A 26159-nucleotide genomic window follows, 5' to 3' on the forward strand; every position below is an offset into this window, starting at 1 on the left:
TTCCCGGACAACGTGTCCCGAACCGAGAGCGGGCTCCCGCCTTACGCGCCCGTGAGCATTTCTTGAACGACCGCGGCGAGCTGGCTGGGGATGTACGGCTTGTTGAGGCGCCGGGTGCCGGGGGGCTCGTCCTCCGGGAGCAGGCCGCCCCCGTGGTAGCCGCTGGCGAACAGAACTTTGACGCCCGGATCGATGCGCCGAATTGCTTCAAACACCTGTCGCCCGGACAGCTTCGGCATGCTCGCATCGAGAACGGCGAGCTTCACCTGCCCGTTCGCCTTCTGGAACGCGTTGACCGCCTCCGCGCCGTCGACTGCCAAGAGGACGTTGTACCCGGACAGCTCCAGTGCGACCCGGGCCAGGTCGCGCACCCCGGCTTCGTCGTCGGCCACCAGCACCGTCTCGCCGCCCCCGCGGGGGAAGTCGGTGCGCACTTCATTCCTGAACCCGGCCCGCTCGTCGGACGCGATCCCGCGCGGCAAATAGACGTCGAACCGGCTCCCCGCACCGGGCTCGGACGTGACCTCCACCAGCCCGCCGTGTGCCGTCGCGATGCCGTACACGACCGCCAGCCCCAAGCCGGTTCCCTGGCCCACGCCCTTCGTGGTGAAGAACGGGTCGAAGATCTTCGCCCGCACCTCTTCGCTCATCCCCGTGCCCGTGTCCGAAACGCTCAGGCGCACGAACCGGCGCACAGCGCCCGCTTCGCTCGGCGGGTCCGCCTCGGTCGTTTCCAGCGTGAGCGTTCCCCCATCGGGCATCGCGTCCCGCGCGTTCAAGCACAGGTTCATCACCACCTGCTGGACCTGTACCGGGTCGGCCGCGACGGGGCGCAGTTCCGGCTCCGGGACGAACCGGATCGTGATCCGCGGGTCGATACTGCGGCGGAGCAGCTCCAGCGACTCGCGCACGAGGGCGTTCAGATCGACGACCGCGGTGCGGAGCGGCTGCCGGCGCGCGAACCCGAGCATCTGCTTGGTCAGTTCCGCGGCTTGCTTGGCCGCGCGCTCGGTCGCGAGGAGCAGTTCGGCCGCGTCGGGCCCGGTCGCCGCGCCGCACCGGACCAGTTCGAGGTTCCCCAGCACGACGGTGAGCAGGTTGTTGAAGTCGTGGGCGATCCCGCCCGCGAGCCGGCCCACCGCTTCCATCTTCTGCGACTGGCGCAGCGCGTCCTCGAGGCGCTCCTGCTCGGTCTCGTCGCGCCCGACGACGATCAGCCCGAGGGTCGCGCCGTCGTCCCCCCGGAGCGGGGCCACGACGGTATCGAACAGCGCCTTGCGCCCGTTCGGGTAGGTCACCCATTCTTTACTGCGCTCGGTGCGCCCGGTCGCGAGCACCAGTTCCTCCGCGGCGCGCATGCGCACCGCCCACTCGTCCGCGAAGACTTCGTCGCACCGGAGCCCGGCGAGGTCCGCGGCCGGGCGCCCGGCGAACGCCTCGAACGCGGGGTTCCCGCCGAGGAACCGGCCCTCGCGGTCCTTGTAGCACACGACGTCCGGCACGGACGCGAACAGCCCCTCGAGGAGCGCGTGCTGCTTCGCCAGCTCGCGCACGGCCGCGTCGCGCTCGGTCACGTCGCGGTAGTTCACCACTACCGCCCGGACGCTCGGGTCGTCGAGCCGGTTGACCCCGTTCATCTCGATCACGCGCGTGCCGCCGTCGGCCGCGATCGCGCGGAACGTTGCCGGTACGTCTTCACCCGGGTGGCTCAGGCTGTACGCCAGGCGCTTGCGCGTGGCCGAAACGTCGTCCGGGTGAACGAACGCGAACGCTTCCAGTCCGGTGACCGCTTCGGGGGCGAACCCCAGGATGAACTTGATGGCCGGGGTCGCGTACTTGACGGTGCCGCGCTCGTCGAGCAGCAGGATCCCATCGCGGCTCTTCTCCACGAGGGCGCGGAACCGCCCCTCGCTCTGGCGCACGGCCTCTTCCGCGGCCCACTGCTCGGTTACGTCGGTCACGCACCCGTCGAGGCGCGTCGGGCGCCCGGCCGCGTCGCGCACCACCTGGAGCCGGTCGCGCACCCAGCGCGCGCCGCCGTCCGGGGTCTGCACGCGGTAGAGCTGCTCGCAGTCGCCCCCCCCGGTGAGCACCCGGCGCAGGGCCACCCGGTACGCCTCGCGCTCGCCCGGGTGGACGACTTCGGCCCATTTAAAGGGGTGATCGAAGAACTCGGTCGGGCGCCCCGCGATCCGGCCCAGGAGCGGCGACACGTACCGAAACAGCCAGCCGGAGAACACGTCCGGCCCGGCCGCGCGCTCGGCGCTCCACAGCGCGGCCGGGGAGCTGCTCAGCACCGTGCGCAGCTCGGCCTCGACGCGCCGCGCTTGCGCCAGGGCCGAGCGGCGCTCGCGGTCGTCGCGCGCGATAATCAGGCCCAGCGGCTTCGGGGCGAGGTGCAGCCGCGACACCGTGAGGCTCACGGGGAGCCACGTGTCGCCCTTCGTGCGGAGCAGGAACCCGTCCTGGCCGTGGAACACGACCGTTTTGGTGAACGCCCCTTTGAGGCGCTGGGTTCCGCCGGCGGCCTCGAATCGGAACAGGTAGGTGACGGAGAACTGGAGCACTTCCGCCCGCGAGAACCCGGTGAGCCGCAGCACGACCGGATTCACCTCGAGCAACCGGTCCGTGTCCGGGTCGAGCAGAAACAGGGCGTCCCCGATCTCGGAGAGCAGCGCCTGCGCGAGTTCGGCCTGGTCGTACGCGGTCATGCGCGCCGGGGCGTTGTGGGGAGGGTCGCGCCCGCGGGCGAGAGGGGCCGCGGGCCGCGTGATGTGGCACCCGGGGCAATATAGCTCACGCCAATGGCCCGGCTACGCACCGACACTGGGAACGTCACAGAAACGTACAAAGCTTGCCGATATAAACCGACATTCGTGTGCTCACCTGAAAGGGCGGCCATCGGACCCGCTACTTCGTGCCGAGGCAATAGAGCCGCTCCTCGCGCCGGCCCTTCTCCTTGACCGCGACCCGCATGAAAATGTGCCCGCCGCACACGGCGGGGGTGGCGAACGCCTCGTCGCCCAACCGGTTCTCGGCCAGGACCTCGAACTCCTTGGGCGCCGCTTTGAAGACGAACGCGAGCCCGGTCTCGTTCACCGCGAGGACGTGCTCCCCGATCATGACCGGCGACGCGCTGAACGTGCCCCCGAGCCGGCCCTTCCAGATTTCTGCGCCGGTGTCGCTTCGCAGACAAATCGCGTTCCCTTCGTCCATTACCGCGTACAGGTGACCGGCGCGGAAGAGCATCGAGGGCACGTACACCCGCGCCTTGCTCTCCCACGCGACCCCGGACCCGTCGGCTTTGATCGCGGCGACATGGTTCCTGGGGTACCCGCCGCTCGTGAAGACGTGTTTGCCGTCGGTCACGGTGGACGTCACGCACTCGGTCGTTGATCCTTTAATCTCCCAGTTTTCCTTCCCCGTGAGCGGATCGAGACTCGTGACGAGGTCGCACCCCGTGAGAACGAGTTGTTCCTTACCGGCCACGTTCACCACGATCGGCGACGCATAGTTCGGCGCTTTTGGCCGCTTCCGGGTCCACACCACTTTGCCGGTCGCGCGCTCCAGCCCCGCGAGTAACCCGCTCTCCTTATTATCTGCGGTCACGAGCAACAGCGGCCCGAACACGGTCGGGGACGAGCCGAAGCCCTGGTGCAGGACGTAATCCGTCACCTTCGTTTGCCACACCTTTTTGCCCGTCAGGTCGAGCGCGGTCGCGTGGACCGCCCCGCCGTTGAGAAAGTTGATGTACACCCGCTCGCCGTCGCACGCGGGGCTCGAAGAGGCGTGCGAGCTCTTCGCGTTGCCGCCCTTCGCGAAGTTCCCTTTGTGGACCTCTGCCTGCCAAAGGTGCCGGCCCGTTTTTCGGTCGAGGCACAGTAGCGATTGTGTTTCCGCTTCCTGATCGGCTGTCGCGAGGAACACGCGATCCGCCACTACGATGGGCGAGCCGTGCCCGCGCCCGGGGAGCGGGGCCGCCCACAGGACGTTCTTGTCCTGGGACCATTCCAGCGGCACGTTCTGGCCCGGCGCGGCGACGCCGTCGCGCGTGAACCCGCGCCACCACGGCCAGTCGGTCGCCGCAACCGCGATCGTACTCGGCTCCTTTCGGGGTTCGATCGCGGACAGTTGAGCGGCGAGCGCGGAAGAGGGGAGGGTCGCCAGGAACGTGCGGCGGTGCATTTTGATGGGTTCCGAGAGAATAGATACGCGGGCGATTCGAGCCTTCAGATACGCAGCACGGGGCGAGGGAGTATCGGACGGTCGCCTATTCTTTGCAATTCGGTTCCGACCCGATCTTGGCGGGCGGAATTGAGAGTACGAGAGCCGAATGACGAACGCAAGACACGCAACGGCTGAATCAGTGACGGGCTTTCGCACTTAAGTATGGAGTCAAATTCCCACAATGCCAGGAATCCGCGCACAGCCCCCAAATGATCCAAGTATCCCATTTTCTCCAGTCGAAATTGGTGTAAATGTCCAGTGTTGCTCCACTCTGAAGTTCAATTATTCCGAATATTCCTTTTTTGTGGATAAGTAGGTTCCCGGTCGCGTCGGTTTCGTCTATAAACGGCACTTCACCGCGGCGCGTATGGCGCGGTGTCGCCCACCATGTGGTACACCAGGAGGTACGAGAAGGATGACCACTACGATTCTGGCCGCTATCGCCCTAGCCGGTTCGCTGGTACCCGCGGCCAAGCCCGAGTTCCAGGCCCAAACCGATTACGGCCAGGCACTGCGGCAGGCTGCCGCTGAGGGGAAGCCGATGGCGGTGCTGATCGGGACCGGGAACCCGTTCGCCAAGGCGATGGGCGACTCGGACCTGCCCGAAGCGACCGCGAAACTGCTCCGCGATAAGTTCGTCTGCGTGACCGTGGACGTGAGCACCCCGGCCGGGGCTCAACTGGCCGGCCAGTTCCAACTCACCGACGGGCTGGTCATCAGCAGCGCCGGCGGAACGCACCAGGCGCTGCGGCAATCGGGAGCGGTCAGCGCGACCGACCTGACGAAGCACGCCACGGCCTTCGCGACCGCGCCCGGCACCCCGGCGACGACCGTGACGGTCGGCGCGACGAGCGCGCCGTACACCGTGTACCCGGCCGGCTACGCCCCGGTGTACCGCGGGACCGTCATCCAGGGCGGGTGCTCCGGCGGGAGCTGCCCGACGATCATCCAGGGCGGCTACTCCTTCCCGTCCTCCGGTGGGTGCCCGAACGGGCGCTGCCCCACCCCGCGCTAATGAACGCACTTCCTCGTCTCGCGGCACGCCCTCGGCTCTAGGGCATTGTTCCCGGCTCGGGACCGGTGCCACGAAAGTCGCGCGTTCGTGAGTGACGTAAAACAGACGCGGCCGGCGGTCTCCGACCACCGGCCGCGTCGTAGGGTCACCCTCCCGGGTGATCTCACTTGTTCGAGCCGCTCTTCACCGGTGTGCCGGGCAGCGTTGGGAGCGGGAGCACCGCATTGCCCGGAGGCGCTGTTTCGGGAACCGCGGGTGAAGGGATCAGGTTATTCGGTGCGGGCATGTGCAGCTCGTCCGGGCGCGGGCCGCCGGGCACGAAGGGGCCGGTCGGAGTGTACGTGCCCCCGGGAACCACGGTGGAAGGTGTTCCGGGTGGGCAGGGCACCGGTTGACCGGTCGCCGCGTCGAAGCACCCACTACTGCGACCGACCGTTTGGCACGGAGCCGCGGGCCGCGAGTGTGATGTGAACCACCCCGGGCGCCAATCGCTGCAATTCGACCGACAGCCCGTTTGGGCCGCAACGAGAACTGCGGCAGCGGCAATCAAGACCGACCGGCGGAGCATCACAGACCCCCCTCACACTAGCAGCGGCCTGCCGCTCGTCGTCTTCCGTCGCCCAACTTCACTAATTTTGCTCACGGCCCTATTTTTCGCAACAGAACGCGCGCAACAAATACGCAGCGCGCAAGAGTCGCGCCGGGCGTTCTCCGTGCGATCTGTTCGCCCGTAATAATCGCCACAACAAGTGTAATAAGAAGGGTTCAGCCACTTTAACTGACGTTGAACTCCCGCCGCGGAGGTCCGGTTCGTAGCGGGGCCACGCCCACCGGGTGAGAACCGAGATGATGGCCAGGATGAATCGCGCCACCGTGACGAATTAGCGGGTAAGAAGGAGCCTTCCCGAAAGGATCTGGGGCCGACTTGTTACCTCACTTCATCCCCGACTCTTCTGTGAGGCGGCGCACGATGTTCATTAAATCCTCGGGGTGGAACGGCTTCTGAAGGAACTCGGTGTGGGGGCCGAACTCGGCCGTCACGATGCGGTTGTCCGTGAACCCGCTGACGAGGACCGCGGGCAGTTTCGGCGCAAACAGCCGGAGCGTCTTGAGAACCTGATCGCCGGTCACCCCCGGCATCATCACGTCGATCACCGCGACCTTGATCGCGTCGCGGTTCCGGTGGAACTGTTCGACCCCGGAGGCCCCGTCCGCGGCCAGAATCGCCGTGTACCCCAGTTCTTCCAGCGTCGAAGCCGTTACCTCGCGGACGAACATCTCGTCGTCGATCACCAGTGCGGCGCTCGTGGTCCGCGGGGACGGGCTGGGCGTTAATGGGGGTGAAACCTGTTCGACCGGCCCCGGCCAGTACACGGCCACGGTGGTGCCCGCGCCCGGCGCGCTCTCGACGCGGATGCCGCCCTTGTGGGCACGAACGATCCCGAGCACGGCCGCCAACCCCAACCCGCGCCCGGTGAACTTGGTCGAATAGAACGGGTCGAACATCCGGGCGCGGACCTCGGCCGATACCCCCGGGCCGGTGTCGCCGACCGCGAGGCGCGCGTACCGGCCCGGCGCGGGCGCGAGGTGGAACGTGCCGTCGGGCATCCCGGGCGGCACCTCGGTGGAACTGGTGCTCACCGCGATCTCGCCCGGGGCGCCCGCGAGCGCCTCGGCCGCGTTCGTCACGAGGTTCACCAGCACCTGTCGGACCTGGGCGGAATCGGCGTGCGTCAGCGGGAGGTCGTTCGCGAGTTCGTACCGGACGGTGTGCGGGGCGGCGGGGCCGGCCAGCAGCGGCGCGGACTCGCGGACCAGGGGCGTGAGGTCGATCCGCGCGGCCCCGCCCAGGTTCCGCCCCGCGTAGGCGAGCATCTGCCGGCACACCTCCGCGGCGCGCCGGCACGATTGCTCGATCTGGTCCAGGTAAGCGGCCGCGGACGAGTTGGCGGGCAGCCCGCGCCGGGCCAAGTTCGCGCTCCCCAGTACGACGGTGAGGATGTTGTTGAAGTCGTGCGCCACGCCGCCCGCGAGCACCCCCAAGCTCTCCCACTTCGCCGCGTCGCGGAGCTGCCGGTTGAGCGCCTCGCGCTGCTCCTCGGCGCGCTTGAGTTCCGTGATGTCGGACGTGACGGCAATGATTCGGGCGGGCCTCCCGGAGGCGTCGCGGAGCACCTGACCGCGGGTCGAGAACCACCGCGGGAACCCGTCCGGGGCCGGGGCGCGCCCGCGGAACTCGTACCGCATCGGCTCGCCGGTGTCGATCGCCCGCTGGCGCCCGCCGGTCACCAGGGCCGTGTCGTCCGGGTGAACCGCGTGGAGCGCGAGTTCGGGGTTCGAGTAGTCCGGCCCGCGCGGGACGCCGTAGAAGTCGGGGATGTCGAGCGTGGTCTCCCACCTGTTCGTGGTCAGATCCATGTCCCAGGCGAGCATCTTCGCCCCGTCCAGCGCCGCCGTGAGCCGGGTGCGGCTCAGCTCCAGTGCTTCCGCCGTGGCCCGGTACGGGGTCACGTCCAGGGCCAGCGACAGGGTCGAGAGCGGCTGCTTCGCGTCGTCGAACAGGACGGAGGTGTACCACTCGCACCAGACGAGGCCGCCGCTCTTCGTGTAATTCGGGGTGACGAGCACGCGCCGCGCCCGGCCCCCGGCGAACGTGTCGCGCGTGATCTGGCGGGCCAACTCGTAGTGGTCCTCGTGAACGAAGTGCCAGTCGAACAGGCCCTTGCCGATCACCTCCGCGGCCGACCACCCGAACACGCGCTCGGCCTGGGCGTTCCACCGCGAGATCCGGGTCTCGTGGTCCCACTCGATCACGACCAGCGGGGTGTTTTCGGCGTGCGCAACGAGCTTCTGGTGCGCGAGCCGGAGCAGGCGCTCGGTTTCGGCACCGGCGCCGGTGGGCGGGACGGGGGTAACGGGCGAGTCTGACATCGGCTGCTCTGGGCGGTAGAACAATCGCCAACAAGGACTTCCGCGGATTATAGAAGGTCGGTACGAGGAAACCGTACCGCGGCGCAATTCGGGCGCAATCGCCCCTGCGCAGAAACTAACTCAAAGCACCGCTACGTGGAAGATCAAATGGTTGCCGGCACGTCGGTCGGTTGCTGACGGGGGCTGGGCCACGTTTTCCCGGAGGGCACGAACTCTTCGAGCCGATCCAACTGTCGGCACAGGCCCCGGGTGATTAGTACCATTTCTGATTCTAAAATCAGCCCCGGATTCGGGTTGCAGAGCGATTCGCGGCCCGGACGCACCATGTCGACTACCACCCCGGCGAGGTTTCTCCCCCGGGACTGGTGGAGTCGTGGCGGGCGCCACGCGGATCTCTTCCATCTGTAAATCCAGAAACTCGGGCCGCGTGGCCATTTCCATGAGTGGAGCAGTTCGGCCCCCGCGTCACGTGCCGGCTCCCAGTTTTTGTGCGGCTTCCGCGCACCGGTCGAGCAGTGTTTGTTTCCGCTTGGGGTTCGCGAACCGGCCCTGGGTTTCGACCCATTCGCACATCTGCTCGATCAGCCCTCGCAGCGCCGCGACCGCGTCCGGATTTCGGGTCGGCGAGCCCACAACGACCGGCGATGTGTGCGCGAAACCGGCCGAACCCATCACGCGCGCTGCCACCCAACCGGGCGCGCTGATCGTTGCTTCCGCGCGCGCGTTTGATGCGACGACGTCACCGTTCGCGACGATCTCCACGGGTCGTGACTCGAAGGGCGCCCGTTGGGAGGCACTCGCGCGCTGGCCCTCGACCGCGAACGTGAGGAGCGGACCCGCTGTCACGAACGTGCTCCCGGCGCGAACGGCCGCGAGCCAGGAAGAACCTCCCCCCCCCGCCCCCCTCGCTTCTAGTGAGGGGGAGAAAGAACCATCGGACATGGGCATGGCTTTATGCCCAGCGATTTCGCGCGCCAGCTCCCCCTTCCCTTTAGGGAGGGGGCCCGGGGGGGTAGGTTGTATCTGCAACCCCTCCCCAACCCCTCCCCTAAGCGGAGAGGGGCTTAATACCGGCGCTTGTGGCGTGATGCCCGTCGTATTTGGTTCTGTTCCCCCTTCCTTCTTAGGGAAGGGGGTTAGGGGGTTAGGTTGTCTTTGCTCCTCCCCCTTCCCTTTAGGGAGGGGAGCCGGGGGGGGAGATTGCTCCCGCGCGTAGGTCCGCATCGCGCCGAGCGGCACCGCGTTCGAGTCCTTGCCGCTCGCGCCGACGAGCGGCACCATCACCCCCGCGTCCCAGAGCCGGTACACCCACGGCATTAGCGGCGACTTGCGCGGTTTCGCGCACACTTCGATCGCATCAATCTTCCCCAGAATCGCGGCGACGAGCGCCTCGCCTCCGGTTACCCCGCCGGTCGGCTCGAACGCATCGACCCACACCACCAATCCGCCCTTGCGGTGGCACTGGTCGCACCAGTCGCAGATGCCCCAATCGTCGGAATCTTCGCCGCCGAAGGTGAGGGGAAACACCGGGCGGTGCGAGTTCAGGAGCGACACCTTCCCCAACACCGGGTGAGTGTTGAAGGTGTTGACGATGACCGCGTGCCCGTCGCGCTCCAGTGCGGGAACTTGCCCGCTGAACGCGAGCAGGTTCGGCGTGGTGGTGTACGTGTTGGCGTCCATCGCCAGGACCGGGATCGGTGTCGCCAGCACGTTCACGGAAGTCAGGTCTTCGGCTCGGGCTTCGAGGAGCGCCGCGTGCGGCGGGAGGAAATGGCTCCGCGCATCAAACGTCACCCAGCCTTCCGCGCGCGTGTCGATCCAGCGCTCGATTGTGAACCGCAGGGAAATTTGCCCGGCGCCGAGGGTGACGGGCGCGTCGAGTGGTGTCCATTCCGGCCCCTTCGCGGCTTGTACCCGGAGCGGCACGCCGGCCGGGAGCGGCACTTCACACGCGCCATCAATGTAGAACCAGCGCTCGCGCCCGATTCTCAGGTGACCGCCGACGTCCTCGTTGCGCCCGCCGGCGAACTCCGCGGACCGGCCGAGCGGCGCGTAGTGGGTTCCGTCCGGTCCGGTGATGCGCACGCGAACGGGGACCGGTCGGTTCGTGGTCGCGGCGTTGATCCGAAGGTGAACATTCAACATGAGAGGAACGTGTTCCGCCACATTAAGGGACAGCGTTGGGGACGAATCGATTCCGGGCGCCACGGTTTGCGCTGGCGTCGCTATTGGCCGATGTTATACTTTTGTGAGACCTGCCCGCCGAATTCTCCCGCCACGGCTTGTACCGCGACCAATTAACCCGCCTACCAGGAGCACCCTTCATGCGGCTCCGTTTGCTGCTCGCCGCCGTTTGTGTGCTCGTACCCGTAGCGACCGAAGCGGCGGACCGCGCGCCGGCGCCGCGGGTCGTTGAACCGGCCCCCGTTCCCGCCCCCCGCGCACTCGTCGCGTCCGGGTTGCTCCCCGTTGAGCAAGTTATCGACCAGTTCGTGGACGCCGCGATCGCCGAGGCCGGTATCGCGACCGCGGAGCAGGCCGACGACGCGACCATCATTCGCCGACTCACGCTCGACCTCGTGGGGCGCATCCCGACGACGGGCGAGGTCGATGCCTACGTCAAGTCGACCGACCCGAACAAGCGCGCGAAATTGGTCGACCGGCTGATCGCGGCGCCGGGGTTCGTCCGGCACCAGGCCGCCCTCTTCGACGTCATGCTCAACCCCGACGGCGAGCGCCGCGGGGGCGCACTTCGCGCGTACCTCGCCGACGCGCTAAAAGAGAACAAGCCCTGGGACCGGATCTTCCGCGAAGTGATGCTGCCCAACGAGGCCGACCCGAAGTTGAAGGGCGCTGCGGAGTTCATTCGCGGGCGCGTCGCCGACGCCGACAAACTCACCGCCGATGTGAGCGTCGCGTTCTTCGGGGTGAACGTGAGCTGCGCGCAGTGCCACAACCACCCGCACGTCGAGGACTGGACCCAGGATCACTTTTACGGGATGAAAGCGTTCCTCGCGCGCACGTTCGACAACGGCGGGTTCCTCGGGGAGCGCGGGTACGGCACCGTGAAGTACAAGCCGACCAAAGGCCCGGAGCGCACCGCGAAGATGATGTTCCTCACCGGAACCACCCTCGAGGACGCGAGCGCGAAGGAGCCGAGCGCCGCGGACCAGAAGGCCGAAAAGGACGCGCTCGACAAGGCCCGGACCGCGAAGGCCCCGCCGCCCGCGCCGAAGTTCAGCGCACGGGCCAAGCTCGTCGAAGTCGCTCTTAAGGGAGAGAACGCGGACTTCTTCGCGCGGTCGCTCAGTAACCGCCTGTGGCACCGGTTCCTCGGCACGGGCCTCGTCAGCCCGCTCGATCAGATGCACAGCGAGAACCGGCCGAGTCACCCGGAACTGCTCGCGTGGCTCGCGCGGGACACCTCGGCCAACGGGTACGATATCAAGCGCCTGGTGCGCGGGATCGTGATGAGCAAGGCGTACTCGCGGAGCAGCCGGTTCGAGGCGTCCGAGAGCCTCCCTTCGCACAAAATGTTCGCGGTCGCGCGCCTCAAGCCGATGACGCCGCTGCAACTCGCCACGTCCCTGAAGCTCGCGGCCGCGGACCCCGCGAGCTTCGACAAGCTGAAGCCCGAAGAGTTCGAGAAGCGGATGGAGCAGCTCGAATCCTCCGCGCGCGGGCTCGCCGCGCAACTCGCGCAGCCGGCCGACAACTTCCAGATCGGCGTCGGCGAAGCGCTCCTGTTCAGCAACGGCGACCGCGTGATGAAAGAGTTCCTCACGGACGCACCGGGCACGGCCCTCGGGCGCGTGAAGCAGATGAAGGAACCGAAAGAGGCGGTCGAGTTCCTCGTGAAGACCGCCTACGGGCGCGCCGCAACCGAGCCCGAAACAACGGCGCTCGTCGCTTACATCGAAAAGCGCAAGGGGCGCGAGCCCGAAGCCTACCGTCAGGTGCTCTGGGCGCTCGTGACCGCGCCCGAGTTCCGATTCAGCTATTAACGTTTGCCCCCGACCTGTGACACGCACCTCCGACCTGCGACATGCACCCCCGACCTCGCGGTCGGGGTTCACTTAACACGAGGCAATCATGGCCCGTAACACGTTCTGCGGTTCCGCGGCCCACGCCATCAATCGCCGCGGGTTCCTGGGGGGTATCGCGGCCGCCGGCGCTGCGGTCGCTGCCGATATGACTGCGCTCAACGCGCTCGCCGCACCCGGTGTGAACGGCGCGCTCAAGAAGACGCAGAAGCGCATCATCCTGTTGTGGCTCGCGGGCGGGGCGTCGCAGCTCGAAACGTGGGACCCGAAGCCGGGCGCCCCCACGGGCGGGCCGTTCCGCTCGATCCAGACCGATGTGCCCGGCCTGCGCATTTCGGAGCTGATGCCGAAAATGGCGGCGCGGATGAAGACCACGTGTCTGATCCGCGGGCTGAACACCAAGAACGGCGACCACGGTAGCGCGGCCCAAACCATGATGCGCGGCCGGCGCGACGAAGCGGCCCTGCGCTACCCGGACCTCGGGGCCGTGGTCGCGCGCGAAATGGGCCGCGCGGACAGCAAGGTGCCCGACTACGTCACGTTCTACACGCAGACCGAGGGCCGCAGCATGGCGCCCGGCGACGCCGGGTTCCTCGGGTCGCGCTACGCCCCGATGGAATTGACCACGAGCAACTACCCGGAGTTCATCAAGAAGCTCGACGGCATCACCGATCTCGATCACCAGGAACGCGGGGAACTCCGCGATCTGTTGGGCAAGCAGTTCGGCCGGGGCCGCAGTTCCGAAACGATGAGCAGTCAGAACGAAGCGTACCAGCGCGTCCGCGGGATCATGGCCAGCGAGAAACTGTTCGACATCACCCAGGAACCGCAGAAGGTCCGCGACCGCTACGGCCCGACGCAGTTCGGCGAGCAGGTGCTGATCGCCCGGCGATTGGTGGAAGCCGGGGTGCCGTTCGTCCGCGTCGGGCGCGCGTGGTGGGACAGCCACGGGCAGAACTTCGAGACGCACCAGGAGATGGTGCCCGAACTCGATCACGTCATGGCGACGCTGATCGACGACCTCGGCGAGCGCGGGATGCTCGACGACGTGATGGTCATCACGCTCTCCGAGTTCGGCCGCACGCCGGGCATCAACGCGAGCTTGGGGCGCGACCACTTCGCGAGCGCGTGGAGCAGCACCATCACGGGGTGCGGCATCAAGCGCGGCTCGGTGTACGGCAAGACCGACCCGAAGGGACAAACTGTTGTGTCCGAAGAGGCGGACGCGGGCAGCCTGTTCGCGACGATCTACTCGGCCCTCGGCCTCGACCCGGACAAGAACTACCAGGTCGGCAGCCGGCCGATCCCGCTCGTGAACCCCGGCGTGCATCCGATCTCCGCCGTGCTGCAGTGAAAGCGGACGCGCGGTATCATGGACCGACGCCCGTTTATCGGAGATGACACATGACCCGCGAAGAGCACCGCGCCGTCAACGAGACCGCGTTTCCGCGGCTGAAGCCAACAATCGACGCGACTTACCCGCCCAAACAGTTCGTAGCGATTGCGGGCGGAAAGATCGTTACCGACGATGCGAATTTCGACAAGCTGCGCGAGAAACTGCACGCCTTGGGAATCGATCTCTGGGACGCGCTCATTGAGCGCGCGGGAGACGATACCCCAGATTATCTCGAGATTCTTTAGACACGGGACGCCCAATGCCCGAACAGCGCAACCCCTATCGCGGTCCACGGCCCTGGCTCTGTTTAGGGTTCCGTGCTCCGGACCGGACCGTAATGAGCCTTGACCTAGTTGCGGATACCGGCAGCCCGGCCGGAATTATCATCCGTACCGACCTCATGAACGCGCTTCGTGTCGCTCCGTCACGAAATCGTCAGAGCAATTTTGGCGAACTCGAAGGTGGTTGGATTCAATGGCACAATCCCGACCTGGGATTGTTGAACTGGTTCTCGCTTTTGGAAACGATCGAGCAGCGGCCGCAGCCGCGCGGTCCCATTCCGACTTCGTGGGCCTCGTCGGGCTGCCGTTACTCCGCCTCGGTGAATACGGCGGAAACGCCACCGACTTCTGGTTCCGATACCCACCTACCTCAACGTCCACTTCGTCGCCATGAAAACTCCCCTCCCCGACAGCCTCAAATTGGTCAAGGACTTCTCCCGGCCGACGATCACGTTCGCGATCGCGCGCGCGGACGGGTCCGACACCGCGTACCTCGGGTGCTCGGACTTCAAGGTGTACCGGGCCGACTTCGCCGCGCCGAAGTTTGAACCCAAAGAACTCTACGCGCACGAGAGCTACGTCACCGGCGTCGCGCTCGCGGGCGCCGCGCTCGTGAGCGGCAGCTACGACGGCAAACTCGTGTGGTTCGATACGGACGAGGGGGAGAAGGTCCGCACGACGGACGCGCACGCGAAGTGGATTCGCAAGGTGGTCGCGGCGCCGGACGGGAAGCTCGTCGCGAGCGTGGCCGACGACATGGTGTGCAAGGTGTGGGACGCGGCGACGGGTAAGCTCGTTCACGCGCTGAAGGGGCACAAGGAGAAGACGCCCAACGATTTCGCCTCCATGTTGTACGCGGTCACCTTTTCGGCGGACGGCAAGTTGATCGCGACCGGCGACAAGGCGGGGCACGTCGTCGTGTGGGACGCGGCGACCGGTAAGGAACTGTCGGTCTGCGAAGCGCCCGTCATGTACACCTGGGACAAGGTGCAGCGGCTCCACTCGATCGGCGGCATCCGCTCGCTCGCGTTCTCGCCGGACGGCAAGTCACTCGCGGTCGGCGGGATGGGGCAGGTCGGGAACATCGACCACCTCGAGGGCAAAGCGCGCGTGGAGGTGTTCGACTGGAGAGCCGGTAAGCGGACGGCCGAGTTCCCGGGCGACAAGTTCGTGGGGCTGGTGAACCGGCTCGCGTGGGCGCCGGACGGATCCTGGCTCGTGGGCGGCGGCGGGGCGGGTGAAGGGTTCCTGTGCTTCTTCGACCCGACCAACAAGAAGACGCTGCGCCAGGAAAAGCTGATGATGCACGTTCACGACTTCGCCATCTCGACCGCGGGCGACCTCATCACGAGCGTCGGCCACAACCGGATCGCGGTCCACAAACTCGGTTAGCGCCACGCGGCGTCCGTGGGAAACGGGTGCCGCTTTTCGCGGGCGCGCCCCGTTATCTTGCCGGCGGGTCAATCGTCCCGTGTGCAACTGATCTGGCTTTTCACGAGCGTGACCCGGTTGCCGATCGCGTTGAACCGCACTTGGTCCATGAACGAGCGCATCAGGAGCAGCCCGCGCCCGCTGGGGCGCTCGAGGAGTTCCGGGGTGGCCGGGTCCGGCAGACTGTTCACATCGAACCCCGGACCCTCGTCCGCGACCACGAACATCGCCCGCCGCGGCGTCACGCGGGCCACCACGCGCACGCGGCGCGCGGCGTAGGGGGCCTGGGTGCGGCGCGCGTGCGCGAGCTCACAGAACGGTCCGTCGCCGTTCTCCTTCAACTGGGAACTGACCTCCAGGTTCCCGTGGTAGATCGCGTTCAGGAGCGCTTCTTCGAGGGCGATGCCGACGCGCGTGACCCCGTTGCGGTTGCACACGCCCACCGCGAGCAGGTCGTCGCGGATCTGGGCGACCAGGGGGCCGATCAGCCGCGGGTCGTTGTCGAGCACGAACCGGCTCACGCGCCCGGTCATGCCGGAGAACAGGCGCACGCGGTCCGATTCCGTGCGGGCGTTCGTGAGCACCCGTTCCAGGATGCGCCCGAGTTCGCTCACCATCGCCCGCTTCGGGACGTAGTCCGCCGCCCCCGCTTTGAGCGCGCTGACCGCGACCTGCTCGCTCCCGTGCCCGGTCATCAGGACGACCGGCACGCCCGGGAACCGGTCGCGCACCTGTTCGACCAGGGCCAACCCGTCCATCTTCGGCATGTACACGTCGGTGAGGACCAGGTCCGGCTGTTCCCGCTCGATCTGCTGCAGCGCCGAGACCCCGTCCGCGGCGTGAACGACGTTCCAGGTTCCGGCCCCATCGAGCAGTGAGTGGACGATCCGGCGCTGAACGGACGAATCGTCGACCAGGAGAATGGTCGGGACGGCCTGTGCAGTCGATTTCGGTGCGCCGGGGGCGTAAAGCGGGGCCGGGGGGGTATCCACGAGAGCACCTACTGGGGCGGGCATGAGCTACGTACCTTCCACGGCTGTGACCAATCGGACCGCGCGAGTGTGTGAAGCCCAGCGTAGAACAGTACCGCCCGGCGCGCGTGCCGGGGGCCGGGGCCGCGGCGCATTTCTCCCGCGGACCGTCCGCGATTTCGCGCGAGCGCGAATTATCCGCGCTCGCGCGAAGGGAAGAGTCAGATGCGGACGAACACTTTGTGCCGGTACATCCACCAGAGGACGAGCCAGAACACGACCAGGAACGTCACCCCGCTCGCGAGCGGTTCATACGGTCCCGCCTGAGTGAAGATGTTCGCGCCGAGGTGGGTTCTGAATGAATCGAGTACGAAACCTTTAATCAGGTGCTCGCCGACGTAGGCCGCGATCGAGTTCGCGCCGATCACCTTCAGCGGAAACGCCCACCCGCCGGGTAACCCGGTATCGAGAAGGGCCGCGAACAGCGCGAGCAACAGGAAACACCACCCGCCGCTGAGCAGCACCCACGCGGGCGTCCAGATGCGCTTCACGCTCGGGCAAATGCCGGCCGCGTCGAGTGCGTAGCCCGACGCCAGGAGCGCGAGCCCCACCGCGACGAACCGCCCGATCTTCGCGCCGGGTGCCGATGACGCGCGCAGCCACCCGCCGGCAATCAGCCCGAGGATCATTGTCGCGAGCGTCGGGATGAAACTGAGGGTCGCGTAGCCGCCGCGGTTGTGAGTGAACGGCACTTCGCGCGGGAACAGGTTGAGGAACCACACGTCGAACGCCCACGCCGCGTTGGTGTTCTTGTCCCAGTGGGCCGCGAACCCGGTCGGGCGCTCCGCCTCGGGCAGTCCGCTCACGGCGCGGTAGTCGAAGTCCGGTGCGGGGAGCGGGTACAGTGCGAACAAGCCCCAATAGCCCACGAGGATGGCGCCACACGCGCCCCACTGCCACACGGGGCGCACGCGCCCCAGCGCGAACAGGAACACGTACCCGAGGCCGATCTGCGAGAGCGTGTCTTCAAACGTGAAATTCGTTTGCGCCTTCCCGACCGAGCGCAGGAACACGCCGAGGGCGACGAGCAGGAACGCGCGCCAGAAAGCGTGCAGCCAACTCACCCAGGCCGCTTCCGTGCGGGCCGCGCGCGACGCCAGCGAGAAGGGTAGAGCGACCCCCACCAGAAAGGAGAACGACGGCTGAATCAGATCGTGCAGCGAGCACCCGCGCCACGCGACGTGGTCCTGGTGGTGGGCGAGAAAACTCCAGAACTCGGAATTCGGGAAGCTGTTCTTTAGCTTGTCGAAGTGTAGCACTTCCGCCAGCATCAGGAACATGACAAAGCCGCGGTACGCATCCACGGACCCGATGCGCGACGGAGCGGGGAGCGACGCGCGAGGTGGTTGTTCAGGCGCGGACATGGCACCTCTGGGGGTGAAAAATGAAGAGCGGGGAGCGAGAAGCGAGAGGGCCGGGTACGTTCCCCCGGTTCGCTCTCCGCTCCTCACTCCCCACTCTATTCCCCACCCCGCGCGCTCGTTAGTCCACCCGCTTGTTGTTCCCGCTCGGGAACAGCGGCAGGCGCCACTTGCGGACGGTCTTGTCCCAGCTCGCGGAGAGCACGAACCGGCTGTCGGGCGTGAAGCACACCCCCTGGACGCCGTCCGCGTGGCCCTCCAGCTTCTTCAGCTCTTTGCCGCTCTCGAAGTCCCAGATGCGGACCGTCTTGTCGAAGCTCGCGGACGCCACGAGCTTACCGTCGGGGCTGAGGGCGATCTGGTACACCTGCTCGGTGTGCCCCTTGAACCGGCGGAGCTCCTTGCCGGTGGCGATGTCCCACACGTGAACGTCTTTGCCGCGCGCCCCGGAGATCGCAGTCTTCCCGTCGGCACTGGTGACGATGGTGTAGACCATCATGCCGTCGTGCTTGTCGAACTTGCTCACAATGTCGCCCGACTTCGCGTCGTACACGGTGACCACGCCCGCGTCGTTGCCGACCAGCACGCTCTTGCCGTCCGGGGTGACGGCGACGCTCTCCACGGAATCCTTCCCCTCGCCGTACCGCTTCAGCTCCTTACCCGACTTCAGGTCCCACGCGCGGCACGTCTTGTCGCTCGCACCGGAGATCAGCGTCTTGCCGTCGGCGGTGAGGGCCAGCCCGCGGATCGCGACCGCGTGCCCCTTCAACTGGGCCACTTCCTTACCCGATTGCAGGTCCCAAACGCGAATCGTGTTGTCCCCGCCGGCGGTCACCGCTTGCGCGCTGTCGGGCGTGAGGACCACGCTCCCGACCCAGGACGTGTGCCCCTCGAGCACCTTCTGGAGGCGCCCCGTCGTGGCGTCCCAGAGGCGGACCGAGTTGTCGTTGCTGACCGAGACGAGGGTCTTGCCGTTGGGCGTGACGGCGATGGCGGCCGTGGCCCCGGTGTGGCCGGCGAACGTCACGTTGAACAGTTCCGGGTAGTTCTTCTCGATCTCCTTGACCCGCTCGCCGACCTTGAGTTCCTCGTCGCCCGCCGCGATCACGAGGGCCGCCGAGTACCACTCCCAGGCGCGGTCGATCACGCGCCGGTGCTCCGCGCCCCGGTAGTCCCGCGCGAGCTTGTACCACGCATCGGCGACCGCGGCGCGTTCCTTCGAGGTCTTGGGGTTCGCGAGGTCCTTCGCCGCGGCCGCCGCGAGATCCTTGTTCGCCGCCTTCTCGAGGTACTTCAACCCCATGTCCCAGCGCCCGCGGGTGAAGGTCCAGTACTGCCCGAGCGTCTCGTTCGCCGCGGGGTCGTTCGGCTTCGTCTTGATGGTCGCGACCGCGGCCGTGAGCGATTCGGCCCGGCTCAGCAGCTTGCGCGCTTCCATCGTCGCGTCCGGGTCTTCGGCTTTCTTGGCGGCCGTCGCGAGCAGCTTGCCGAGCACGACCGCGGTCGCAAAGTCTTCGCGGTCCAGGGCGGACGCGCCGGCCTCGGTCGCGAGCGGGATGAGCCCGGTGTCGTCGGTCGATACCAGTGCCCCGTCGCCGAGCAGCTTGAGCGTGTCCGGGGCCAGGTTCGGGTCCACGCCCGGGAACTTGGTGCTGAGGGCCACGAGCGCGTCGAGCGTGAGCTTGATGTCACCGGTCCCGGCCGCGAGCTGCCGGGCCTCGTCGTAGCTCGCGTACTGCATCGCGGGCGTTTTCCGCTTGGGGGCCTCGGTGTACAGCTTCTTGGCGAGGTCCTTCTTCGCCTTGGCGTCGGTTTCCGCCGCCTTGTAGTGCTTCTCGTAAGCGTCCCGCAGCGCGTCGACGGACTCTTTCACGTCCTTGGGCGTGGGGAGATCCGGTTCGCTCGCTGCGGTCACCAGCCCGAAGGCCGAGAGCGCGAAGATCGCGGGTACGAGAACGCGGAGCCGGCTGACTCGAATAGACATGAACGGTCCCTCTGGGGAGCATCGAGTGGTGGTACCGTACAATTTGGGGGAGGCCGCGGAATAAAAGACCGAATAGTATCCGCAACTTACCTAGTACTCGCATTCTACCCCGGTGTAATTGCCCCGCAAGCAACAGACCCGCGAGAAGGCACGATGACGCGACTTCCACGAATCGCAATCACTACAGGCGATCCAGCCGGCGTTGGCCCTGAATTGTGCTTAAAGCTGCTGCGCGACGAGCGGGTACTCGCGCTCTGCACGCCGGTGGTGTTCGGGGACGCTGGCGTTCTCGCGCGCGTCGCCCGGCACCTCGGGTGGCCGGAACCGGATCTGGTCCTCGACCGGAGCGAGTGGGCGCACCTCGGTGCCCCCGATACGGCGTGCGTTCTCGATCTGAAGGCGATCGATGCCGGCACGGTCGAACCCGGTGCGGTGTCGGCGGCGTGCGGGAAGGCGGCTTACGATTATGTGAATTTTGCGATCGATGAGGCGCTCGCCGGGCGCGTGGACGCGATCACCACCGGCCCCCTTCATAAGGAGGCGCTCCACGCGGCCGGCATCCCGTTCCCCGGGCACACGGAGATCCTCGCGAGCCGCACGAACGCGGAGCGCTCCTGCATGATGCTTACGGCCGAGGCGATCACGTGCAGCCTCGTCACCGTTCACGTCGGGTACCGCGAAGTGCCCGCCCTACTCACCGCGGAGCGCATCCGGGACACGATCGACCTCACGGCGGAAGCCATGCGGCGCATCCGCGGGCGCGCGCCGCGCCTGCTCGTGTGCGGGCTGAACCCGCACGCGGGCGAACACGGGCTGTTCGGTGATAGCGAGGAAGAGCGCATCATTCTGCCCGCGATCGAGGCCGCTCGTGCGCGCGGCATTGATGTGAGTGGCCCGCTCCCGCCGGACACGGCGTTCTTGCCGAAGTACCGCGCCGGGTGCGACGCTTACGTGTGCATGTACCACGATCAGGGGCTGATCCCGCTGAAGGCGCTCGCGTTCGAGGAGGCGGTCAATATTACACTCGGGCTCCCCATTGTGCGCACGAGCGTCGATCACGGTACCGCGTTCGACATCGCGTGGAGGGGAGTGGCTGATGTGTCGAGTTTCGTGCAGGCGGTGAAACTGGCGGCGAAGCTCTGTGGGAGCGCAAAGTGATGGGCGCCCGTCACGAGGATCAGCAGCCGGGAAAGGCTGCTGACCTCTTTTGAATCATTTCACTTCTTGGCCGCGAGGCCCTTGAGCACGTCCCGGAGTTTCTCGTTGAACTCCTTCGGCTTCTCCAACATCGGGTAGTGGCCGACGTCCGCGATGGTGACCGCGTCGTAATCGGCGTACTTCTTGTTCGTCTCGACGGCCGTCGGGGTGAAGAACGGGAACCCGCCGGCCGAGTTGATGCACCGCACCGGCACCCCGGCCTCCTTGAACGCCTTCTTCTGGTCGAGGGCGAAGAGATCCTTTATCAGGGCGATCGCAATGGCGGGTTCCCGACTCGCCGCCTTGGTCCCGAGCCACTCCTTCAGTTTGGCGTCGGACTTCTCGGGGAGCAAACCGCCGGCCATACCGCCCACCGTCTCCTTGAAGTCCTTCTCCAGACCGGCGGTGAGCGCCTTCACCATCTCCTCGGGCCTCTTCATTTCGGCGTCCTGCAGGGTGTCAACACCCACCACAGCGACGACCGTCCCCGGCAATCGCTTGGCGGCCAACAGCGCGACCGGCCCGCCCATCGAGTGGCCGACGAGGATCACCCGATTGAGCTTCAAGTCTTTGACCACCGCCTCGACGTCACCGGCGAGGGCCTCGACCGTCCACGCCTTACGGTCCGTGCCCGAAGCGCCGTGCCCCGCCTGATCGACGGTGACGACCGTGTATTCCGGGGCGAAAGCGTCGGCCTGGTTCTTCCAGTACTCGCGGTCCCCGCCCCAGCCGTGCAGGAAGACGAGGGCCGTGTCCCCCTTGCCGCGGACGTCGCAGGCGATGCTCAGCCCGTCGCCGGCCTTGACGGTCTTCTTGACCGGCTCGTCGCCGGCAGCGGCCGACGCCAAAAACAAGCAGGCGATCGACGACGCAGCTCCGATGAATCGCAGGTTCACAGACAACTCCTCATGGGCGAAAGTGCTTTCGGCCCGCGTGTCCCACGCAGCCGCTGCTCCGGAGGCGCCACTTGCGCGCCCCCAGAGGAGATCATTTTAGGGCGACCGTACCGCACCCGCAGGCCGGGTTCGGTGGGCCGCCCTGTCCCCGCTGCAGAATGGGCCGGTTATTGGGGAATTTACCGGCTCGTTACTCGATGATTTGTCGGATCGTTCCTGTCTCGCCCGCGAAACACCGCAGCCCCGACGAACCTCGGCGCCAAGGAGGTCACGCCGCGGTTTGCGTGTTTGGGGTGTCGTCTTTCTCCACTGGCTGCCGTTTCCGGAACGGGCTTCCGGATCGGTCAGTGAAGTACCGACTCAAGCGATCGTCCTCGCTCAGAACGGCCGCCCGGAGTTGCAGGATGGATTCGGCCCCGTCCGGGCGGTTCCAGTGCTTCTGCTTCCCTTTCACACGAGCGCTGAACTCACCCACCAGCGACTCCACCAGGCTGCTCGTCGTCGGCAACCCCTCACGCCGGTATCTCGGGTAGTCCATCCGCTTCTCGTTGTTCCTCAGGTAGCACCTCGCCTCGGCCACCAACCGACGTGGGTCACGGCGGTCCTCCGCCGTCCTTGCCTCACCCGCCGGCGACTCTCCCAGGCGTTCGTGCCACCCGTCCAACTCCACCAGCACCTCGGCGACCCGGCCCTTCCAACACGAACGCATCCACGCCTCGTACTGTCGCCACCCGCCCGACTCGTCCCCGCCCACCGCACGCGCCGACGAGTACACGTAGCACAGCACGTGCAACAGGTCCACGACCGGCTCGAAGTCCCGGAAGTACCCCTCGTGGATCGACCAGTTGTACGCCGCCCCGTCGGCCACGAACGCCCGGCGCCTCGCCTCGTAGAAGTGCCGCTCTTGGGCCTCCGCCGCCACCAACGGGCCGAACGAACAACTCGATCCCAGGCTCGCCACACACGTCCGCACCAACTTCTCCGGTGACCACCGCCCGGCCGACCCGGTCGCGATCGGCTCGACTCCGGCCGTGGTCGATTCGTCCGGGGTTTCTTGGGTATCGTCCCGACCCGAGTGCCCCTTCATCTGGCTCACCAGACGTTGCACCCGGCGGGGGCAGAGGAACGACTCCGGCGGTTCGGGGCACGGGTCGGCGGCGAACGTCGGACCCTTCAACGTGGCCAGACCGGCGATCTTGTCCTCCTTGTTCTGGGCTTCGTGGACACCAGGGGCCGCCCCCGCCGCGCGGGTACGGATGCGCCCCCCATCGACCTCCACCACGACGACCTCGGGAACCACCCCCGTCCGCGAGGCCAGTTGCCGGCGGCGGTGCTCGACCGCCTTCCGGTCCCGTTCGGCGACCAGTTCCGCCCCGACCTTGTGGGCCAGCCGGCGGACCTGGCTCTCGCTGATGCCGACCCGCGACATCTGCACGGCGAAGGTGGCATCGCGGAACGACGCGAACCGGGCGGCGGCGGTGACGATACGCTCGAGGACGGAGGAACTGTACCCGTGCTCATCCAGGCCCAGAGCCGTCCGCAGGGGGGAAAAAGTCCCGGCGGCAGTCGGGACAGTGGGCCTTGCGTTCCGTCTGCTCGACCTCGGCTCCGTCCGCGGTGAGCGGTCGGGTGTGCGGCGTCGTGGGACAGAGCGTGCCGCACGCCGGACACGGCTGTTCGGTGGAGAGCTTGTCGGCCTGCTGTTGGAGCAGCAGTTCGAGTGTGCCCTCGGTGAGTCCCCGGGCCGCGGCGGTGGCGATCTGCTCCATGGCTCGGAAGTCCACGTCGAGTCCGGGGCCGTCGTCGCCGAAGGCCCGCTTGGAGACGATCTTGGCCCACTGCCGGGCGAGGTCGTGGAGTTGGCGGAGTTCCTCGGGCGTGAAGCGGGGCGTCGGCATGGCTCGTCCTGCCTTGAGGTTGCGTCGACGACGGGTTGGGGATTTCCTATCCCGCCCTCGAAACACTGCTAGCCCCCAACAAACCGTGAACTGACCTCGGCGCCAAGTTCCGGGCGACTACCGCGCTTGCACCCGGCGCGGGCACCGCATACCATCCTCTTCACCACACTCGGGAAGTGACGATGGCCCGTGACCGTAAACCTCCACCACCCGCTGGAAACGGCCCCGACTGGGACCGCACGGTGCGGCTGTTCCAGGCGGGCGCGCCGGAGTTCGTGGACGCGATCCGCCAGCGCGTGAACGCTCCCGCGCTCGCCACGTTCGCCGAGACGTGGTGGACGGACCCGCGGATCGAAGCCAAGCGCCTGCTGTTCAACTACCTCGACCTCCCGTTCAACGCCCCCCGGCACGAGCCGCTCGTGAAGCGGCTGTTCAAGTTCGCGGACACGACCGGCGACGACGCAATCATGGCGCGGTTCCTCGTCGGGTTCGATCGCACCATCCGGCGCCGGCGCAGTACGAAGCAAAAATACAACTATCGTTCGCGCAGTTACGAGCAGTACGAAGCCGTCACCACACCCAGCGACACGACGCTCTCGCGCGACGACCGCTCGTACTCGGGGCCGTGGTTCAGCCAGAACCGCGAACAGTTCACGCAGGGCAAGTTTCTGTTCTCGGTTCCCACCCGGAACTACCTCCGGCGCCGGGCGTGGCGGTACTTCCGCAAGCTCGGGCGCAAGGAGCCCGCGCGCTACATCCCCGCGGTCTGCGCCGCCCTGAAACTCTACACCGACGCGGACGTTCCCGACGGCCTCGCGCTGCTCGACAATTGGGGCCTCGTTCACGTCCTGTTTCACCACTCGCCGACCATTGTCTCGAAGCCGGCGGGGTGGCGCGTCGCGGACGGGGGAACGCTGTCGCGGTTGCAGCCGGACCCGATGTTCCGCAAGTTGTGGCTGCGCAGCCCGGAGCCGATCTTCGACCTGTTGGTGACCGCGAAGTGCCGGCCGGTCGCGATGTGGGCGGTGCAGATGCTCCGCAAAAACTTCCCGGACCGGCTCGCGCAACTCACGCTCGACGAGATGCTCGCGTGGGTGACGGCACCCAACGGCGCGCTGAACGAACTCGCGCTCGAACTGCTCGAAGCGCGCGGCGGACTGGAAGAAGTCAGCGTCGAGCAGTGGTTGCGCATCACGGAAGAAGTGCGCACCGATCTGCTCGACCGAATTTGCACAATGGTCGAGCGCAACGTGAAGCCGGAGCAGGTCACGTTCGCGTCCGCGGTGCGGCTCGCGATGCAGCGGCCCGTTCCGCTCGCGCGCCTGGGTTTTGCTTTCCTCAAAGGTAAGAAGCCGCGCACGCAAGATGAGTTGACTGCGGTGTTTAACTTGCGGAACGCGGAGGCCGAACCGCTCCGCGCCGATCTCGTGAAGTGGGCGTGCGAGGCGCTGAGCGGCCGAACGGACTTCGACCCGCTGTGGGTGCTGGAGTTCCTCGATAGCCGCTTTGAAGAGGTGCGCGAGATCGGTTGGGAATGGCTTCAGATTGAACCGCGTGCGCGCGACGCGATCCAGGTGTGGCAACGGCTATTAGAATCGCCCTACGACAACATTCGGTTGCGACTCGTGGGAATGCTGGAGGATCGCGCCAAGGAACCCGCGGGGCTGACGAAGTTCTCCCCAGAGCGCGTGCGGTTCCTGTGGGCCACGGTGCTCCTGAACGTTCACCGCGGGAGCCGCGCGAAACCGTTCGTGGTACGGCAAATTATCGACCGCCTCACGGACCACCCGGACGAAGCCGGTGACCTGCTCCCGATGGTGGCGGTCGCACTCCGCTCGGTGCGCGGGCCGGAGTTCCGTGTGGGGTTGGCCGGCGTTGCGGGCTTCGTCGCGAAGAACCCGACGCGGAAGCCGCTGGTGGAAGCAGTATTCCCGGAGTTACAGTGGAACTGAATCGGGTGCCCCGCTCACGGAGCGGGTCGCACGGAAAGCTACGGTGTCCGTCGCGATCCGAGACCACCATGCTGCGATGTTCCGTCGCGGTTGAAGTTGCTCGCGATTGCGTCCCCAGGTGCGTTGTTCTTGTTCGCCCGCCCCGGACCGGTCGGGCCGAACTGAATCGACCCGAGTCCTCGGCCCGACCGGTCCGGGGCGGGCGTCGTGAACGCATCTGGTCCACGATTGAAGTCGGTTGCGGCGGACACCGCGAAACACGGGTGAACCCCGCCCGCAAGGGCGGTGGGTAGCCCAACAACTAATGGCAATGGTGATTGGCGGTCAACCTTTGGTAGTGAGTTTCACCCGCCGCCCTTGCGGGCGGGGTTCGCCAAGATTGCCAAAACTTGGGTGGTGGTTCCGAGACCTTCTCTGCGGCGCTCCGCCGCGGGTGCGGTTGCTTGCGATTGCGTTCCCAGGTGCGTTGTTCTTTATCGCCCGGCCCGGGTGGTCCAGGCCGTACTGAATCGACCG

18 protein-coding genes are annotated in these 26159 nt (G+C 67.0%); 7 read left to right on the forward strand and 11 right to left on the reverse strand.

Annotated features, from left to right (window positions below; translation table 11 throughout):
* Nucleotides 1-41 precede the first annotated feature (41 nt).
* Nucleotides 42-2711 (reverse strand): hybrid sensor histidine kinase/response regulator, encoded by a 2670-nt coding sequence (locus J8F10_RS18860; protein ID WP_210656246.1) that lies wholly within the window; start codon nt 2709-2711, stop codon nt 42-44.
* Between the two features lie 199 nt (nt 2712-2910).
* Nucleotides 2911-4185, reverse strand: a complete 1275-nt coding sequence (locus J8F10_RS18865; RefSeq protein ID WP_210656248.1) for an outer membrane protein assembly factor BamB family protein — start codon at nt 4183-4185, stop codon at nt 2911-2913.
* Nucleotides 4186-4642: 457 nt separating this feature from the next.
* Here J8F10_RS18865 and J8F10_RS18870 point away from each other — a divergent pair, with 457 nt between their 5' ends.
* Complete coding sequence (locus J8F10_RS18870) at nt 4643-5242, forward strand: hypothetical protein (RefSeq protein ID WP_210656250.1); 600 nt, start codon at nt 4643-4645, stop codon at nt 5240-5242.
* A 163-nt stretch (nt 5243-5405) separates the two neighbouring features.
* Here the strand turns inward: J8F10_RS18870 and J8F10_RS39910 are convergent, their stop codons facing one another.
* The 3 genes from J8F10_RS39910 to J8F10_RS18880 form a co-directional block, all read right to left on the reverse strand.
* On the reverse strand, nt 5406-5528 hold the full coding sequence (locus J8F10_RS39910; RefSeq protein ID WP_261363069.1) for a hypothetical protein: 123 nt from the start codon (nt 5526-5528) through the stop codon (nt 5406-5408).
* A 647-nt stretch (nt 5529-6175) separates the two neighbouring features.
* Nucleotides 6176-8173 carry a PAS domain-containing hybrid sensor histidine kinase/response regulator gene (locus J8F10_RS18875; RefSeq protein WP_210656252.1) on the reverse strand — a complete coding sequence of 666 codons (1998 nt, stop codon included), beginning with the start codon at nt 8171-8173 and terminating at the stop codon, nt 6176-6178.
* Nucleotides 8174-8638: 465 nt separating this feature from the next.
* The gene (locus J8F10_RS18880) at nt 8639-10318 is read right to left on the reverse strand and encodes a hypothetical protein (RefSeq protein ID WP_210656255.1); all 1680 of its coding nucleotides are present in this window, start codon (nt 10316-10318) and stop codon (nt 8639-8641) included.
* 179 nt (nt 10319-10497) lie between these two features.
* On the opposite strand from J8F10_RS18880, the gene J8F10_RS18885 reads away from it, so the two are divergent.
* The 4 genes from J8F10_RS18885 to J8F10_RS18900 all read left to right on the forward strand — a co-directional run bounded on the left by J8F10_RS18885 (nt 10498) and on the right by J8F10_RS18900 (nt 15285).
* A complete protein-coding gene (locus J8F10_RS18885; RefSeq protein ID WP_210656257.1) occupies nt 10498-12177 on the forward strand; it encodes a DUF1549 domain-containing protein in 1680 nt (559 codons plus the stop codon).
* 88 nt (nt 12178-12265) lie between these two features.
* A complete protein-coding gene (locus J8F10_RS18890; RefSeq protein ID WP_246523443.1) occupies nt 12266-13570 on the forward strand; it encodes a DUF1501 domain-containing protein in 1305 nt (434 codons plus the stop codon).
* A 50-nt stretch (nt 13571-13620) separates the two neighbouring features.
* A complete protein-coding gene (locus J8F10_RS18895; protein ID WP_210656259.1) occupies nt 13621-13857 on the forward strand; it encodes a hypothetical protein in 237 nt (78 codons plus the stop codon).
* 426 nt (nt 13858-14283) lie between these two features.
* The gene (locus J8F10_RS18900) at nt 14284-15285 is read left to right on the forward strand and encodes a WD40 repeat domain-containing protein (protein ID WP_210656261.1); all 1002 of its coding nucleotides are present in this window, start codon (nt 14284-14286) and stop codon (nt 15283-15285) included.
* A 68-nt stretch (nt 15286-15353) separates the two neighbouring features.
* On the opposite strand, the gene J8F10_RS18905 is transcribed toward J8F10_RS18900, so the two are convergent.
* The 3 genes from J8F10_RS18905 to J8F10_RS18915 form a co-directional block, all read right to left on the reverse strand.
* Nucleotides 15354-16340 (reverse strand): ATP-binding response regulator, encoded by a 987-nt coding sequence (locus J8F10_RS18905; RefSeq protein ID WP_210656263.1) that lies wholly within the window; start codon nt 16338-16340, stop codon nt 15354-15356.
* A gap of 176 nt (nt 16341-16516) precedes the next feature.
* Nucleotides 16517-17719, reverse strand: a complete 1203-nt coding sequence (locus J8F10_RS18910; RefSeq protein ID WP_210656265.1) for an acyltransferase family protein — start codon at nt 17717-17719, stop codon at nt 16517-16519.
* A gap of 118 nt (nt 17720-17837) precedes the next feature.
* Nucleotides 17838-19700, reverse strand: a complete 1863-nt coding sequence (locus J8F10_RS18915) for a WD40 repeat domain-containing protein (protein ID WP_210656267.1) — start codon at nt 19698-19700, stop codon at nt 17838-17840.
* Between the two features lie 153 nt (nt 19701-19853).
* On the opposite strand from J8F10_RS18915, the gene pdxA reads away from it, so the two are divergent.
* A complete protein-coding gene (gene pdxA / locus J8F10_RS18920; RefSeq protein WP_210656269.1) occupies nt 19854-20858 on the forward strand; it encodes a 4-hydroxythreonine-4-phosphate dehydrogenase PdxA in 1005 nt (334 codons plus the stop codon).
* A gap of 59 nt (nt 20859-20917) precedes the next feature.
* Here pdxA and J8F10_RS18925 read toward each other — a convergent pair whose 3' ends face one another.
* From J8F10_RS18925 to J8F10_RS18935, 3 genes are all read right to left on the reverse strand, one after another.
* Nucleotides 20918-21793 (reverse strand): alpha/beta fold hydrolase, encoded by an 876-nt coding sequence (locus J8F10_RS18925; protein WP_210656271.1) that lies wholly within the window; start codon nt 21791-21793, stop codon nt 20918-20920.
* Between the two features lie 268 nt (nt 21794-22061).
* Nucleotides 22062-23222: a LysR family transcriptional regulator gene (locus J8F10_RS18930; protein WP_210661683.1), complete on the reverse strand. Its 1161-nt coding sequence runs from the start codon at nt 23220-23222 to the stop codon at nt 22062-22064.
* A gap of 88 nt (nt 23223-23310) precedes the next feature.
* A complete protein-coding gene (locus tag J8F10_RS18935; RefSeq protein ID WP_210651472.1) occupies nt 23311-23691 on the reverse strand; it encodes a hypothetical protein in 381 nt (126 codons plus the stop codon).
* A gap of 182 nt (nt 23692-23873) precedes the next feature.
* On the opposite strand from J8F10_RS18935, the gene J8F10_RS18940 reads away from it, so the two are divergent.
* Entirely contained in the window at nt 23874-25643 is a 1770-nt protein-coding gene (locus J8F10_RS18940) for a hypothetical protein (RefSeq protein ID WP_210656273.1), read from the forward strand.
* Nucleotides 25644-26159 lie beyond the last annotated feature (516 nt).

The sequence above is a fragment of the Gemmata palustris genome, from assembly GCF_017939745.1.
In the GTDB taxonomy this organism is placed as follows: Bacteria; Planctomycetota; Planctomycetia; order Gemmatales; family Gemmataceae; genus Gemmata; species Gemmata palustris.

Bases quoted from the DNA above. Each gene is read 5' to 3' on its own strand.
- J8F10_RS18890 (WP_246523443.1), top strand. From the start codon at position 12,266: ATGGCCCGTAACACGTTCTGCGGTTCCGCGGCCCACGCCATCAATCGC.
- J8F10_RS18880 (WP_210656255.1), bottom strand. From the start codon at position 10,318: ATGTTGAATGTTCACCTTCGGATCAACGCCGCGACCACGAACCGACCG.
- J8F10_RS18905 (WP_210656263.1), bottom strand. From the start codon at position 16,340: ATGCCCGCCCCAGTAGGTGCTCTCGTGGATACCCCCCCGGCCCCGCTT.
- J8F10_RS18875 (WP_210656252.1), bottom strand. From the start codon at position 8,173: ATGTCAGACTCGCCCGTTACCCCCGTCCCGCCCACCGGCGCCGGTGCC.
- J8F10_RS18930 (WP_210661683.1), bottom strand. From the start codon at position 23,222: ATGTCGCGGGTCGGCATCAGCGAGAGCCAGGTCCGCCGGCTGGCCCAC.
- J8F10_RS18940 (WP_210656273.1), top strand. From the start codon at position 23,874: ATGGCCCGTGACCGTAAACCTCCACCACCCGCTGGAAACGGCCCCGAC.
- J8F10_RS18860 (WP_210656246.1), bottom strand. From the start codon at position 2,711: ATGACCGCGTACGACCAGGCCGAACTCGCGCAGGCGCTGCTCTCCGAG.
- J8F10_RS18935 (WP_210651472.1), bottom strand. From the start codon at position 23,691: ATGCCGACGCCCCGCTTCACGCCCGAGGAACTCCGCCAACTCCACGAC.
- J8F10_RS18915 (WP_210656267.1), bottom strand. From the start codon at position 19,700: ATGTCTATTCGAGTCAGCCGGCTCCGCGTTCTCGTACCCGCGATCTTC.
- J8F10_RS18865 (WP_210656248.1), bottom strand. From the start codon at position 4,185: ATGCACCGCCGCACGTTCCTGGCGACCCTCCCCTCTTCCGCGCTCGCC.
- J8F10_RS18870 (WP_210656250.1), top strand. From the start codon at position 4,643: ATGACCACTACGATTCTGGCCGCTATCGCCCTAGCCGGTTCGCTGGTA.
- pdxA (WP_210656269.1), top strand. From the start codon at position 19,854: ATGACGCGACTTCCACGAATCGCAATCACTACAGGCGATCCAGCCGGC.
- J8F10_RS18910 (WP_210656265.1), bottom strand. From the start codon at position 17,719: ATGTCCGCGCCTGAACAACCACCTCGCGCGTCGCTCCCCGCTCCGTCG.
- J8F10_RS18895 (WP_210656259.1), top strand. From the start codon at position 13,621: ATGACCCGCGAAGAGCACCGCGCCGTCAACGAGACCGCGTTTCCGCGG.
- J8F10_RS39910 (WP_261363069.1), bottom strand. From the start codon at position 5,528: ATGCCCGCACCGAATAACCTGATCCCTTCACCCGCGGTTCCCGAAACA.
- J8F10_RS18885 (WP_210656257.1), top strand. From the start codon at position 10,498: ATGCGGCTCCGTTTGCTGCTCGCCGCCGTTTGTGTGCTCGTACCCGTA.
- J8F10_RS18900 (WP_210656261.1), top strand. From the start codon at position 14,284: ATGAAAACTCCCCTCCCCGACAGCCTCAAATTGGTCAAGGACTTCTCC.